Source organism: Streptomyces sp. NPDC001373, from assembly GCF_042895815.1.
In the GTDB taxonomy this organism is placed as follows: Bacteria; Actinomycetota; Actinomycetes; order Streptomycetales; family Streptomycetaceae; genus Streptomyces.
Map to the genome: position 1 here is coordinate 20,084 of NZ_JBIAWQ010000008.1, position 13,990 is coordinate 34,073.

Annotated in this window: 11 protein-coding genes and 1 pseudogene; 8 read left to right on the forward strand and 4 right to left on the reverse strand. The window is 73.9% G+C overall.

Annotated elements, in window-relative coordinates; genetic code table 11:
- Window positions 1-136: 136 nt before the first annotated feature.
- A complete protein-coding gene (locus ACFY15_RS19450) occupies window positions 137-4,735 on the reverse strand; it encodes an ATP-dependent helicase (RefSeq protein ID WP_390825824.1) in 4,599 nt (1,532 codons plus the stop codon).
- An 80-nt stretch (window positions 4,736-4,815) separates the two neighbouring features.
- Here ACFY15_RS19450 and ACFY15_RS19455 point away from each other — a divergent pair, with 80 nt between their 5' ends.
- From ACFY15_RS19455 to ACFY15_RS19465, 3 genes are read left to right on the forward strand one after another with little or no spacing between them, the layout of a single operon-like run.
- Window positions 4,816-5,649: an AraC family transcriptional regulator gene (locus ACFY15_RS19455; protein ID WP_390825825.1), complete on the forward strand. Its 834-nt coding sequence runs from the start codon at window positions 4,816-4,818 to the stop codon at window positions 5,647-5,649.
- Window positions 5,650-5,708: 59 nt separating this feature from the next.
- Complete coding sequence (locus ACFY15_RS19460) at window positions 5,709-6,416, forward strand: AzlC family ABC transporter permease (RefSeq protein ID WP_390825900.1); 708 nt, start codon at window positions 5,709-5,711, stop codon at window positions 6,414-6,416.
- Window positions 6,413-6,724, forward strand: a complete 312-nt coding sequence (locus ACFY15_RS19465) for an AzlD domain-containing protein (RefSeq protein ID WP_390690146.1) — start codon at window positions 6,413-6,415, stop codon at window positions 6,722-6,724. Before ACFY15_RS19460 ends, ACFY15_RS19465 begins: the two co-directional genes overlap by 4 nt.
- Here the strand turns inward: ACFY15_RS19465 and ACFY15_RS19470 are convergent.
- Window positions 6,721-7,662 (reverse strand): hypothetical protein, encoded by a 942-nt coding sequence (locus ACFY15_RS19470; RefSeq protein WP_390825826.1) that lies wholly within the window; start codon window positions 7,660-7,662, stop codon window positions 6,721-6,723. The genes ACFY15_RS19465 and ACFY15_RS19470 overlap by 4 nt on opposite strands.
- Window positions 7,663-7,743: 81 nt before the next feature.
- Between ACFY15_RS19470 and ACFY15_RS19475 the strand changes: the two genes are divergently transcribed.
- On the forward strand, window positions 7,744-7,938 hold the full coding sequence (locus tag ACFY15_RS19475; protein WP_079430089.1) for a DUF3046 domain-containing protein: 195 nt from the start codon (window positions 7,744-7,746) through the stop codon (window positions 7,936-7,938).
- Between the two features lie 300 nt (window positions 7,939-8,238).
- A complete protein-coding gene (locus ACFY15_RS19480; protein ID WP_390690148.1) occupies window positions 8,239-9,354 on the forward strand; it encodes an AI-2E family transporter in 1,116 nt (371 codons plus the stop codon).
- Here the strand turns inward: ACFY15_RS19480 and ACFY15_RS19485 are convergent.
- Window positions 9,308-10,063: a Clp protease N-terminal domain-containing protein gene (locus ACFY15_RS19485; RefSeq protein WP_390690149.1), complete on the reverse strand. Its 756-nt coding sequence runs from the start codon at window positions 10,061-10,063 to the stop codon at window positions 9,308-9,310. The two genes, ACFY15_RS19480 and ACFY15_RS19485, sit on opposite strands and share 47 nt — an antisense overlap.
- Before the next feature lie 106 nt (window positions 10,064-10,169).
- Entirely contained in the window at window positions 10,170-10,595 is a 426-nt protein-coding gene (locus ACFY15_RS19490) for a hypothetical protein (RefSeq protein WP_390690150.1), read from the reverse strand.
- A gap of 299 nt (window positions 10,596-10,894) precedes the next feature.
- Between ACFY15_RS19490 and ACFY15_RS19495 the strand changes: the two genes are divergently transcribed.
- The 3 genes and pseudogenes from ACFY15_RS19495 to recX all read left to right on the forward strand — a co-directional run.
- Window positions 10,895-11,725, forward strand: coding sequence for a serine protease (locus ACFY15_RS19495; protein ID WP_390690151.1), 831 nt, complete (start codon window positions 10,895-10,897; stop codon window positions 11,723-11,725).
- A gap of 399 nt (window positions 11,726-12,124) precedes the next feature.
- Window positions 12,125-13,234 carry a recombinase RecA gene (recA, locus tag ACFY15_RS19500; protein WP_366451028.1) on the forward strand — a complete coding sequence of 370 codons (1,110 nt, stop codon included), beginning with the start codon at window positions 12,125-12,127 and terminating at the stop codon, window positions 13,232-13,234.
- A pseudogene (gene recX / locus ACFY15_RS19505) lies at window positions 13,144-13,806 on the forward strand (recombination regulator RecX); the annotation flags it as partial. The gene recA and the pseudogene recX, both read left to right, overlap by 91 nt.
- Between the last annotated feature and the right edge of the window lie 184 nt (window positions 13,807-13,990).

Here is a 13,990-nt window from a genome sequence, read left to right on the forward strand (position 1 = left end):
ATCACCTTTGATAAGGCATGGATAAGCGCCTGTGCCAGCTCAGGAGCGGCTGGCAGCGGTTTCGTGACATGGCCAAGACATACGTGGCTGAGTCGAGACCGGAGCGAGTCCAAGCCGTTTCGACGGACGCGAGCGGCTAGTTGCGCAGCCTCAGCCCCCTCGGGGTGGCGTGGAAGCCGGCCGTCTCCAGGGCCCGGCCGAACGGGGAGGTGAGGGCCGCCGCGGCGTTGATGCGCTCCACGGTCAGGTCCGGGAGGGTTCCCGCGCGGGAGGCCGCCGTCAGGGCCTCCGCGGCTGCCGCCAGGCGCGGATCGTCCGCCTCGGGCCAGGCCAGCAGGGTCTTGCCGCCGCGCTCCAGGTAGAGGGTGAGCTCACCGTCGACCAGCACCACCAGGGAGCCCGCCTTGCGGCCCGGCTTGTGGGTGGCGCCGGCCGGCGGCTCCGGCCAGGGCAGGGCCGCCCCGTACGCGTTCGCCGGATCGGCGGCGGCCAGAACCACCGCCGCCAGCGGGGGCGGGTTCTTCTCGGCCGCGCGGAGCCGGTCCACCGCGCCGTCCATCGCGAACTGGGCCGCGCCCAGCCCCTCCACCACGTAGCCCCGGCGGGTCTGCCCGCTGTCCTCGAACGCGGACAGGATCCGGTACACCGCGCTGAAGCCGCCCTCGACGCCCTCCGCCGCCACCGCCCCGCGCGTCACCACCCCGTGCCGGTCGAGCAGGGTGCGGGCCAGGGCGTGAGCGCGGTGGGTCGGATCCGGGGCCGGCGCCGGGAGGAGCGACCAGCGGCCCGAGACCGTGGGCGGCCCGGTCCGGGAAGCGGTCGCGCTCAGGCTGCCGTACCGGCCGCGCGGGACCGTACGGCGGGCCCGGTGCGCGGTGGCGCCCGCTGTACGGCCCGAGCCCAGCAGGGAGCGCAGCGGGGCCAGGGTGTCGTTGGTCAGCCGGCCCGACCAGGCCAGGTCCCACAGGGCCGAGGACAACTCCAGCTCGCCCGCCTCCGGATGGCGGGCCCGGACCGCCTCCGTGAGCTGGCGGAAGAACAGGCCGTACCCGCCCGAGAGGGCGTCCAGCAGAGCCTGGTGAAGGGGGTTCAGCTCCAGGGGATGCGGTGGGGGGAGCAGCAGCGGAGCCGCGTCCGCCAGGTAGAGCGAGATCCAGCCGTCCTTGCCCGGCAGGGCCCCCGCCCCCGCCCACACCACCTCGCCGGTGGTGGTCAGTTCGTCCAGCAGGGACGGCGCGTACCCCGCGACGCGGGAGGGCAGGATCAGCCGCTCCAGCGCCGACGCCGGCACCGGCGCGCCCTGGAGCTGCTCCACGGCGCGCGCCAGGCCGTCGATCCCGCGCAGCCCGCCGCCCAGGTGCTGCCACTGCGGCAGGAAGGTGGCCAGCGACGCCGGCGGGACCGGCTCCAGTTCCTGCCGGAGCGCCGCCAGCGAGCGGCGCCGCAGCCGGCGCAGCACCGCCGCGTCGCACCACTCCTGGCCGATGCCCGCCGGATGGAACTCGCCCTGCACCAACCGGCCCGCCGCCGCGAGCCGGTGCAGGGCGCCCTCGGTCACCGCCGAGCCCAGACCGAACCGGGCCGCGACGGCGGTCGTGGTGAACGGGCCGTGTGTGCGGGCGTGACGGGCCAGCAGATCGCCCAGCGGATCCTTGACCGGCTCGGTGAACGCCTCCGGGACCCCCACGGGCAGGGCCGTCCCCAGGGCGTCCCGCAGCCGGCCCGCGTCCTCGACCGCCGCCCAGCGCTCCACGCCGCCGATCCGCACCCGGATCGCCCGGCGGGCGGCCTCCAGGGCGGGCGCCCAGCCCGGCTCCGCGCCCCGCTCCGCCAGCTCGGCGTCCGTCAAAGGGCCCAGCAGGCGCAGCAGATCGGCCACCGACTCGGCGTCCTTCGCGCGCCGGTCCTCCGTCAGCCACTGGAGCTCCCGCTCCAGTTCCTCCAGCACCTCGGCGTCGAGGAGCTCGCGCAGCTCCGCCTGGCCCAGCAGCTCCGCCAGCAGCCGCGAGTCCAGCGACAGCGCCGCCGCCCGCCGCTCGGCCAGCGGCGAGTCGCCCTCGTACAGGAACTGGGCGACGTACCCGAACAGCAGGGAGCGGGCGAACGGCGAGGGCTCGGGCGTGGTGACCTCGACCAGGCGGACCCGGCGCGCCTCCACGTCGCCCATCAGCTCGGTCAGGCCCGGCACGTCGAAGACGTCCTGGAGGCATTCGCGCACGGCCTCCAGCACGATTGGGAAGGAGCCGAACTCGGAGGCCACCTGAAGCAGTTGAGAGGCCCGCTGCCGCTGCTGCCACAGCGGGGTGCGCTTGCCGGGGCTGCGGCGCGGCAGCAGCAGGGCACGCGCCGCACACTCGCGGAACCGGGAGGCGAACAGGGCCGAACCGCCGACCTGGTCGGTGACGATCTGCCCGACCTCGCCCTGGTCGAAGGCGACGTCGGCCGCGCCCAGCGGGGCCTGCCCGTCGTCGAAGCCGAAGGACGCGGGCCGCGCGGGATCGTGGTCGAGGAGGTCCAGCTCCATGGAGAGCAGATCGGCGTCCGGCAGGCGCAGCACGATCCCGTCGTCGGCATGCATCACCTGGGCGTCCATGCCGTACTTCTCGGCGAGCCGGGCACCCAGCGCCAGCGCCCACGGGGCGTGCACCTGGGCGCCGAAGGGCGAGTGTACGACGACCCGCCAGTCGCCCAGCTCGTCCCGGAACCGCTCCACCACGATCGTCCGGTCGTCCGGGACGTGGCCGCAGGCCTCCCGCTGCTCCGCGAGGTACGCCAGGACGTTCTCGGCGGCCCAGGCGTCCAGCCCCGCCGCCAGCAGCCGCAGCCGGGCGTCCTCCTCGCCGAGCGCACCGAGCTCGCGCAGGAACGCGCCGACGGCGCGGCCCAGTTCGAGGGGGCGGCCCAGCTGGTCGCCCTTCCAGAACGGCAGCCGCCCGGGCACCCCCGGAGCCGGGGTGACCAGGACCCGGTCGCGGGTGATGTCCTCGATCCGCCAGGAGGTCGTGCCCAGGGTGAAGACGTCTCCCACGCGGGACTCGTACACCATCTCCTCGTCGAGCTCGCCGACCCGGCCGCCGCCCTTCTTCGGATCGGCGCCCGCCAGGAACACGCCGAACAGCCCGCGGTCGGGAATGGTGCCGCCCGAGGTCACCGCGAGGCGCTGCGCGCCGGGCCGGCCCGTGACCGTCCCCGCGACCCGGTCCCACACCACCCGGGGCCTGAGCTCCGCGAACGCGTCCGACGGGTAGCGGCCCGCCAGCATGTCCAGCACCGAGGTGAAAGCCGACTCCGGCAGCGCGGCGAAGGGAGCCGCCCGCCGCACCAGCGCCAGCAGGTCGTCCACCTGCCAGGTGTCCATCGCGGTCATCGCGACCAGCTGCTGGGCGAGCACGTCGAGCGGGTTGGACGGGATCCGCAGGGACTCGATCGCCCCCGTCCGCATCCGCTCCGTCACCACGGCCGCCTGGACCAGGTCCCCCCGGTACTTGGGGAAGACCACCCCGGTGGACACCGCCCCCACCTGATGCCCCGCCCGGCCCACACGCTGGAGCCCCGAGGCCACCGACGGCGGTGACTCCACCTGCACCACCAGGTCCACGGCGCCCATGTCGATGCCCAGCTCCAGGCTGGAGGTGGCGACCACGGCGGGCAGCCGGCCCGCCTTGAGGTCCTCCTCCACCAGCGCCCGCTGCTCCTTGGACACCGAGCCGTGGTGCGCGCGCGCCAGCAGCGGCGGGGCACCCCGCGCGGCGCCCGACTGGGCCATGATCTCGGCCGGGGGCGGCGCGCCCTCGCCGAGCGGCTCGCCGGTGGCGCGCTCGTGGGCGATCTCGTTGAGCCGGTTGCACAACCGCTCCGCGAGACGGCGGGAGTTGGCGAACACGATCGTGGAGCGGTGGGCCTGCACCAGATCCGCGATCCGCTCCTCCACATGCGGCCAGATCGACGGCTTGTCCCCGCCCTCGCGGCCCTCGGTCGCGGGGGAGCCGCCCAGCTCGCCCATGTCCTCCACCGGAACGACCACCGACAGGTCGAACTCCTTGGCCGACGGCGGCTGCACGATCTCCACCCGTCCGCGCGGGGCGAGGTAGCGGGCCACCTCCTCCACCGGCCGGACCGTCGCCGACAGTCCGATCCGGCGGGCCGGGCGCGGCAGCAGCTCGTCCAGCCGCTCCAGGGAGAGGGCCAGATGGGCGCCGCGCTTGGTCCCGGCGACCGCGTGCACCTCGTCCAGGATCACCGTCTCGACCCCCGACAGCGCCTCGCGGGCCGCCGAGGTCAGCATCAGGAACAGCGACTCCGGAGTGGTGATCAGGATGTCGGGCGGGCGCAACGCCAGCGCCCTGCGCTCGGCGGCCGGGGTGTCCCCGGAGCGGATCCCGACCCGGACGTCCGGCTCGGGCAGGCCCAGCCGGGCCGACTCCTGCCGGATGCCCGTCAGCGGGCTGCGCAGATTGCGCTCCACGTCCACCGCGAGGGCCTTCAGCGGCGACACGTACAACACCCGGCAGCGCTTCTTCGGCTCGGCCGGCGCCGGCTGCGAGGCCAGCCGGTCCAGGGCCGCGAGGAAGGCGGCCAGCGTCTTGCCGGAACCGGTCGGCGCCACGACGAGCACGTCGGACCCCTCCCCGATGGCCCGCCAGGCGCCCTCCTGCGCGGAGGTGGGCGTACGGAAGGCCCCCGTGAACCACGAGCGGGTCGCGGGGGAGAACGAGTCGAGCGCAGCGCCTGCCATGCCCCCATCGTGCACCCGGCCACTGACAACCGGCCGGGCCAGCGCGAACGCCCGCCGGCGCGGGGGCGCAGAATGAGGGGATGGGGAAGGACGACACGCGCCGCGAGTGGGCCCGGCACTGGCGCTACCCGCACCTGCCCGGGCTGGACCTGCTGCGTGCCCACTACGTACGCCACCCCTTTCCCCGCCACGCCCACGACGGCTACGTCATCGCGGCCGTCACCGGCGGCGTCGAGGAGATCGGCACGCCGGGCGGCACGCTGCGGGCCGGGCCGGGCAGCGTGGTGCTGATCAACCCCGAGGTGCCGCACACCGCGCGGGCCGGGGAGCCCGGGGGCTGGGCGTACTCCACGCTCTATCCCTCCCGGGAGCTGATCACCGAGGTCGCCGCCGAGCTCGGCACCCTGCGCGGCACCCCCGGCTTCACCGCCCAGATGGTGCTGGACGCGCAGGGCGCGAAGCTGGTCACCGAGGTGCACCGGGCCGCCGAGGCGGGGAACGCGCTGGCCGCCGACACCCTGCTGCGGGCCGTCGTGGCCCGGATGCTCGCCCGGCACGCCGCGCCGCTGCCCGCCCGCGCGGTGTCCCGCGCGGGCGGCTCCGACGCGGAGCGGGCACGGGCCGTCCTGGAGGAGCGGATGGCCGGGCCGCCCTCCCTGGAGCAGCTCGCGGCGGAGCTGGGGACCAGCCCGTTCGCCCTGTTGAGGGCCTTCCGGGAGCGGTACGGGATGCCGCCCCACGCCTGGCTGACGGACGCGCGGGTCCGCCGCGCCCGCAGGCTGCTCGACGCGGGCGGCGCGCCGGCAGAGGTGGCCGTCACCGTCGGGTTCACCGACCAGCCGCACCTGAACCGGCACTTCACCCGCATCGTCGGCGTCCCCCCGGGCGCCTACCGGCGGGGGCGCGCGGGCTAGGGGCTGCAAGAACGTACAAGACCCGGCCGGCCGTCCCCGCCTACCTTCGCCGGGTGGGAATGGAAGAGATGGTCATACAAGAGGCCCCCGATGGTGTCGGCGGGCGGACGAAGGCAGGCGTCGTGCGCGACGCCCTCGGTGTCGGGGTGGCCGTCGGGCTCTCCGGGTTCGCGTTCGGGGTGACGGCCGCCGGGGCCGGGACGAGCGTGCTCCAGGCCTGCGTGCTGAGCCTGCTCGTCTTCACGGGCGCCTCCCAGTTCGCCCTGGTCGGAGCGCTCGCCGCCGGCGGGAACCCCTTCACCGCCGCCGCCGGCGCCTTCTTCCTCGGAACCCGCAACGCCTTCTACGGCCTGCGGCTCTCCCAGCTGCTCGCCCTCCCGAAGGCCGTCCGGCCCCTCGCCGCGCACTGGGTCATCGACGAGACCACCGCCGTGGCCCTCGCCCAGCCCGACCGCAGGACGGCCCGGCTCGGGTTCACCGTCACCGGGCTCAGCCTGTACCTGCTGTGGAACCTCACCACCCTGCTCGGCGCGCTCGGCGCCGAGGCCATCGGCGACACCGCCGCCTGGGGGCTGGACGCCGCCGGGCCCGCCGTGTTCCTCGCCCTCCTCGCACCCATGCTGAAGAGCACCACCGAGCGGGCCGTCGCCGGGCTCGCGCTCGTCCTCGGGCTGGGCTTCCTGCCCGTCCTGCCCGCCGGGGTGCCCGTACTGATCGCCGCGCTGGCCGCACCCGCCGTGCTGTGGCTGAAGGGACGCCGCTCGTGAACGTCTGGATCGCCATCGGGCTCACCGTCGCCGGATGCTACGCCGTCAAGCTCGCCGGACTGCTCGTGCCCGCCGGGGCCCTGGAGCGCCCGGCGGTGCGCAGGCTCTCCGCCCTGCTGCCGGTCGCGCTGCTCGCAGCGCTCACCGCCCAGCAGACCTTCAGTACCGGCCACGAGCTGGTCCTCGACGCCCGCGCCGCCGGGCTGGCGGCCGCCGCCGTGGCGCTGCTGCTGCGCGCCCCGTTCCTCGTGGTGGTCGGGGCGGCCGTGGTGGTCACCGCCGGCGTGCGGGCCCTCGCCGGCTACTAGGCCAGGGGCCGCCCGTACGCCCTCAGGGTCAGCAGGGCCTCGATGGTGGCGATCGGGCGCCGCTCCAGGGTGCTGCCCGGGGCCCAGGCCCGGCGGCGCACCGGCCAGCCCCCGTCCGGCTGCTGCTCCGCCGCGAGGAAGTCCAGGGAGCGGTCCACCTCCTCGTCGGTGAACCAGCCCCGGGCCAGCGATTCCGGCCGCCGCGCGTAGTCGTGCGGGAACAGCCGCTCGCCCGGTGCATAGCCGGGGGAGAGCGGGTACTCCTCGCGCCGGGCCGGGTCGAGCACCGCCAGGCGCCGCTCGCGCACCAGCCGGCCCAGGCGGTCCGCGGCCGCCGCAGCGCGAGCCCGGTCGGGGACCCCGTCGAGGAAGGCCACCGCGCCCTGGACCTCGTACGGATGCGCGTGGCGCAGGGTCTCGACCCGCTCCCAGCAGAACTCCGTGGCCCGGAACAGCCAGGCGTCCCAGATCCGGTTGCGGTGCAGCACCCCGACGACGGGGCCCGTGGTCACCAGCTCGCCCGGCGGGTCGTCGCACACCGGGTGCCAGGGCGCGGCGGGATGGCCGCGCGGGGTGGGGACGGCCAGCGGCAGCGCGCCCTCCGGGGTGGAGATCCGGGTCAGGTGGCGGCAGAGGCGCTGGATGCGCTGCCCGGCGCAGCGGCCGAGGCCGTCGAGGATCCGCAGGGCGTGCGCCGCGTGCAGGGGCTGGCTCAGCGGGCCGCGCAGATCGGGGTCGAGGGCGTGGCCGTAGCCGCCGTCGGCGGCCAGGTAGGAGCCGAGGGCGGTGTCGACGGGGTCGGCGTCCCCGCCGAGGAAGTGGTACGCGAACCGGTGCTGCTCCAGCACCCGGGCCGTGAGCCAGATGAACTGCTCGGCGCGGGCCTGCGGGGCCGGGGCGGCCGCGGGGGCCGGCACGGACGCTTCGTCTCCAGGCATGCGAGCCACCGTAGGGCGCGCGGAGGGCGGCGGTGGGCGGCGACGGGAAGGGTGCACTCTCCGGAGCGGGATACTGGGGGCATGCGGTTGACGATTTTCTGGGAGCGGATGGCCGAGCACTTCGGTGCGGCCTACGCGGACTCCTTCGCGCGGGACCACGTCTTGTCCGAGCTCGGAGGGCGCACGGTGCACCAGGCACTGGAGGCGGGCTGGGAGACGAAGGACGTGTGGCGCGCGGTGTGCTCGGCGATGGACGTGCCCGCCTCGCTGCGCTGAGGCCCTGCCGCGCACCGGGCGGCCGGGCGGCTTCGCGGTTCGCGCGGCCCGTGGGACAGACTGGTCGGCGTGGCAGTGACAGACGAGACGACCGACCGGCCCGAGGACCCGCAGGATCCCCCGCTCCCGGGGCAGCCCGTGGCAGCGGACCCCCCGGCCCCGGCGGAGCACCCCGCGTCGGCGCGGGACGGGCGGGCGGGGTCCGGGATCCCTTCCCCCGCCACGGCGCCGGCAGGGCCCGCGGACGGCGGGCCGGAGGTGCCCGCGCCCCACGGAACCCCGGCCCGGGCGGAGGCGCGGATGCCACGTTGGCTGCCCCGCGCGGTGATCCTCGTACTGGCGCTCGTCGCCTGCTTCCAGCTCGGGAGCTGGGCTTTCCACCAGCTGGTCGGGCTGCTCGTCAACATCCTGATCGCGTTCTTCCTGGCGCTGGCGATCGAACCCGCGGTGGCCAGGATGGCGGCCCGGGGCATGCGCCGGGGGCTCGCCACCTTCCTGGTGTTCCTGGGCGTGTTCGTCGCGACCGCCGGCTTCCTGGCGCTGCTCGGCTCGATGCTCGCCGGGCAGATCGTCGACATGGTGGAGGGCTTCCCCCACTACCTCGACATGGTGATCGACTGGATCAACCGCACCCTGCACACCGAGCTGTCCCGGCTGGAGATCCAGGACAGCCTGGTGCACTCCGACTGGCTCCAGAAGTACGTGCAGAACAGCGCCAGCGGAGTGCTCGACGTGTCCGCCACCGTGCTCGGCGGGCTCTTCCGGCTGCTGACGGTCGGCCTGTTCTCCTTCTACTTCGCCGCCGACGGGCCGAGGCTGCGGCGGGCACTGTGCTCCGTACTGCCGCCCGCGAAGCAGTCGGAAGTGCTGCGGGCCTGGGAGATCGCCGTCGCGAAGACCGGTGGGTACCTGTACTCGCGCGGGCTGATGGCGCTGGTCTCCGGCATCGCGCACTATGTGGTCCTCGCGGTCCTCGGGGTGCCGTACGCGCCCGCGCTCGCGGTGTGGGTGGGGCTGGTCTCCCAGTTCATCCCCACCATCGGCACCTACCTGGCGGGCGCGCTGCCGACGCTGATCGCCTTCACCGTCGATCCCTGGTACGCGGTGTACGTACTGGGGTTCGTGGTGGTCTACCAGCAGTTCGAGAACTACGTCCTCCAGCCGAAGCTGACCGCCAGGACGGTGGACATCCACCCGGGGGTGGCCTTCGGCTCGGTCATCGCGGGGACCGCCCTGCTGGGCGCGGTCGGGGCGCTCATCGCGATCCCGGCCGTGGCCACGCTGCAGGCCTTTCTCGGCGCCTACGTGAAGCGGTACGAGGTGGCGGACGAGGCCGCCGGCGTCGGCGGGGCCGCCGCCGGCGGGGAGCCTACTGCTGTCCGTCCGCGCCGAGGACGGATGCCAGGGCCTCGGTGACGGCCGCCTCGGCGGTGGCCTTGTCCAGGCCGAGTCCGCTGAGGGTGCCCTCGCCGTTCTCCAGTTCCAGCAGGGCGAGCAGGATGTGCTCGGTACCCACGTAGCCGTGGCCCAGGCGCAGGGCCTCGCGGAAGGTGAGTTCCAGGACCTTCTTGGCGTTGGCGTCGAAGGGGACGAGGGCGGGCATCTCCGCCGCCGCCGGGGGCAGGGTGGCGGTCGCGGCGGCGCGCAGGGCCTCCGCCGAGATGCCCCGGCCGCCGAGGACGAGTCCGGCCAGGCCCTCGGGCTCGGCCAGCAGGCCCAGCGCCAGGTGCTCGGTGCGGATCTCGGCGTTGTTGGCCGCGCGGGCCTCGTTCTGTGAGGCGATGACGACGTTGCGGGCGCGGGGGGTGAAGCGGGCGAAGCCGGCTTCGGGGTCGAGGCCGGGGTCGCCCTCCTTGTCGGCCTTGGGGACGAAGCGCTTCTGGGCGGCCTGCCGGGTGACGCCCATGCTGCGGCCGATGTCGGTCCAGGAGGCGCCGGAGCGGCGGGCCTGGTCGACGAAGTGACCGATGAGGTGGTCCGCCACGTCACCGAGGTGCTCGGCCGCGACGACGGCGCCGCTGAGCTGCTCCAGGGTGTCGACGTGGGACTTCTTGATGGCCTCGATCAGGTCGTCGAGGCGGACGGGATTGGCGATGCGGACGGGTTCCACGGAAGGGTTCGTCATGAGTGCAACCCTAGGTTGACATCCGAGGGGTGTCAACCATGGGTTGTCACTTGTGGGGCGGAGGGGTGGGGGACGTGCCCCCTCCGCCCCGCTCCGTGTGCGGCCGTCAGGCGACCGGCTGGCCCTGGCCCGTCAGCAGGCCGAGCAGCTGGTCCATCTCGCCCCGCCAGATGCGGTGCACGTTCATGCGGGTCGGGGTCGCCTGGCCGGGCAGCTGCATGCGGAACGAGCTCCAGATGGCGTTGCGCTTGACCTCGGTGATGGTGCCGACGGCCTGGTGGGGCGGTATCGCGAAGACGATCTCCTGCGGGCGGTTGCTCATCCGGCTGGCCCGGTGGAGTACCACGGCCTGCTCGGTCACGGTGATGAAGTAGTAGCTGAGGAACGCCTGGCCGATGAGGCCGAGCATGCTCATCAGCCAGACGCTCGGGCCGGCGATGGCCTGGATCGTGACGAGGGGGCGGTCGGCGGGGTTGGCCTGGGCGAGGGCTTCTGCCACCTGCTGCTGGATCGTGGCCTTCTTGACGGCCATGGGACCTCCTGAGCGGAATCTCACGGCCCCCGTCGTCGGGGGCACCGCAGAGTACCGGCCGTAAAACGGCTGTTTCGCGCCAGCCCGGGGGTGTGGGTCATGCGCCCTGGAATGGGTTCCCCCGTCCGCCTCGCGGGGTGTTGGAGGGATTAATTCCGGTTATGGCAGAGGGCTTTCAGCCGCCCTGATCCCCAACTCCCCACGCCCTATTGTGCGTTGATCCCACTGGGCGAAGAATGCAGTGCACATGTCAATCGAAGGATCTTCGGTCGCATTCGTCACCAGAGGGGAACCCCCACATGAACAAGCCTCTCGCCGGCGCCGTGTTGTCCCTGCTCCTGACCGGAGCGGCGGTCACGCCGGCCGTGGCCCAGGCGCCCGGGCCCCGGCAGGCCGCCGCGGTCACCTACGCGGGTACGGTCGCGCTCAGCAACTGCTCCGGCTCCGTCGTCCGCACGCCCGGCTCGCAGCCGGACGACCCCGCGCTCGTCCTCTCCAACGGCCACTGCCTGGAGACCGGCTTCCCGGCCGCCGGCGAGGTCCTCGTCAACCGCGCGTCCAGCCGGAGCTTCTCCCTGCTCAACGCGGCGGGCTCCAAGGTCGCGACCCTGCGCGCGAGCAAGATCGCGTACGGGACGATGACGGACACGGACGTCTCGCTCTACCAGCTGACCAAGACGTACGCGCAGATCCAGAGCCAGTACGGCATCGCCGCGCTCACCCTCAACGACACCCACCCGGTCCAGGGCTCGTCGATCAAGGTGGTCTCCGGCTACTGGAAGCGCACCTACAGCTGCAGCGTCGACGGGTTCGCCTACCGCCTCAAGGAGGGGGCGTGGACCTGGAAGGACTCGGTCCGTTACACCTCCTCCTGCAACACCATCGGCGGCACCTCCGGCTCGCCGGTGATCGACACGACGACCGGCAAGGTCGTCGCCGTCAACAACACCGGCAACGAGGACGGCGAGCGCTGCACGGACAACAACCCGTGCGAGGTGGACCAGGCCGGCAACGTCACGGTGCGCCAGGGCATCAACTACGCCCAGGAGACCTACATCCTCGTCCCGTGCATCGGCCCCGGCAGCCAGATCGACCTGAACCGCCCCGGCTGCACCCTGCCGAAGCCGTAACCACCGCCCCGGCGGACCCTGCGGCCCCGTCGCCACCGGCCCCCCGGTGTGCGGCGGGGCCGCCGCGCGTTCCCCGCCGCCGCCCGCCGCCCGCCGCCCGCCGCCCGCCGCCCGCCGCCCGCGGGTCCGGTCGGCGGATGTGATGCGTGCCACGCCGCGGTCCCCTGCCGCCCGCCCTGTCGTTGCTCTTCCCGGAGGTCGTGGCCGGGGGCGGTGGGGAGCGTTCCGCCTTCGGTGCGAAGGGGGTGCGGGGCGCGGCACGGTCGGCTTGACAGAGAAATCGAACATCCATTCTGATGAGTTATCCACAGCCGAAACGGGCGTGGAAGCGCATTGTCAGTGGCAGGCGTTAGCGTCAATGGCGTGAAGCGATCGACTCAAGCAAACCGGGTGGAACCCATGGCAGGCACCGACCGCGAGAAGGCTCTCGACGCCGCGCTCGCACAGATTGAACGGCAATTCGGCAAGGGTGCGGTCATGCGCCTCGGCGACAAGCCGAACGACCCCATCGAGGTCATCCCCACCGGGTCGACCGCCCTGGACATCGCCCTCGGCGTCGGCGGGCTGCCCCGCGGCCGCGTGGTCGAGATCTACGGCCCGGAGTCCTCCGGTAAGACGACCCTGACGCTCCACGCCGTGGCCAACGCGCAGAAGGCCGGCGGCACCGTCGCCTTCGTGGACGCGGAGCACGCGCTCGACCCCGAGTACGCCCGCGCGCTCGGCGTCGACACCGACAACCTCATCCTGTCCCAGCCGGACACGGGCGAGCAGGCCCTCGAGATCGTCGACATGCTGGTCCGCTCCGGGGCCCTCGACCTGATCGTCATCGACTCCGTCGCGGCCCTCGTGCCGAAGGCGGAGATCGAGGGCGAGATGGGCGACTCGCACGTCGGTCTCCAGGCCCGCCTGATGAGCCAGGCGCTCCGCAAGATCACGGGTGCGCTCAATCAGTCCAAGACCACCGCGATCTTCATCAACCAGCTCCGCGAGAAGATCGGCGTGATGTTCGGCTCCCCGGAGACCACGACCGGTGGCCGCGCGCTGAAGTTCTACGCCTCCGTGCGCATCGACATCCGCCGCATCGAGACGCTGAAGGACGGCACGGAGGCGGTCGGCAACCGCACCCGCTGCAAGGTCGTGAAGAACAAGGTCGCGCCCCCCTTCAAGCAGGCCGAGTTCGACATCCTCTACGGCCAGGGCATCAGCCGCGAGGGCGGCCTGATCGACATGGGCGTGGAGCACGGCTTCATCCGCAAGGCCGGCGCCTGGTACACGTACGAGGGCGACCAGCTCGGCCAGGGCAAGGAGAACGCCCGCAACTTCCTGAAGGACAACCCCGACCTCGCCAACGAGATCGAGCGGAAGATCAAGGAGAAGCTGGGCGTCGGCGTGCGCAAGGACGCGGAGGGCGACGACGCGGCCGCGGCCGCCGCGCCGGCCGACGCCTCCGTGCCCGCCCCCGCCTCGAAGGCCAAGCCGGCGGCCAAGGCCGCCGTGGCCAAGAGCTGACCGTGCGCGAGGAGCAGGAGAGGGGCGGCAGAGCGAGGGGCAGCTGTGAGGGCCGCCAGGAGCTGCCGCCCCAGAGTCCCGAGGAGCAGGCGCGGGCGATCTGCCTGCGCCTGCTCACCGGGATGCCGCGCACCCGGCGGCAGCTCGCGGACGCTCTGGCGAAGCGGGGCATCCCCGAGGAGGTCTCCGAGGCGGTCCTCTCCCGCTACGAGGAAGTGGGCCTGATCGACGACGCCGCCTTCGCCGGGGCCTGGGTCGAGTCCCGGCACCGCGGCAGGGGTCTGGCCCGCCGGGCGCTCGCGCAGGAGCTGCGGACCAAGGGGGTGCACACCACCCTCGTCCAGGAGGCGTTGGAACAGCTGGACTCCGAGCAGGAGGAGCAGACCGCCCGCGAGCTCGTGGAGCGCAAGCTCCGCTCGACCCGAGGGCTGGAGCGGGACAAGCGGATCCGGCGCCTGGCCGGGATGCTCGCGCGCAAGGGGTACCCGGAGGGCATGGCCCTGCGGGTGGTGCGGCGCGCCCTGGAGGCGGAGGGCGAGGGCGCAGACGACCTGGGCTACCCCGGCGACTGAGACCCAGCCGCAGGCCGGGTGGTGCGGCGGGGGTGGGGTGGCCCCCCGCCGGGGGCGCCAGGGCACTCCGGTTCGTTTCCGGCGTCGACGGGCCGTACCCGAGCTCACGTGCCGGGCCGTCCCGCTGATCGGGGACGCGGGCCAGCCGAAGCCCTCGTACGGGCGGGTCGGGACCTCGCCCCGC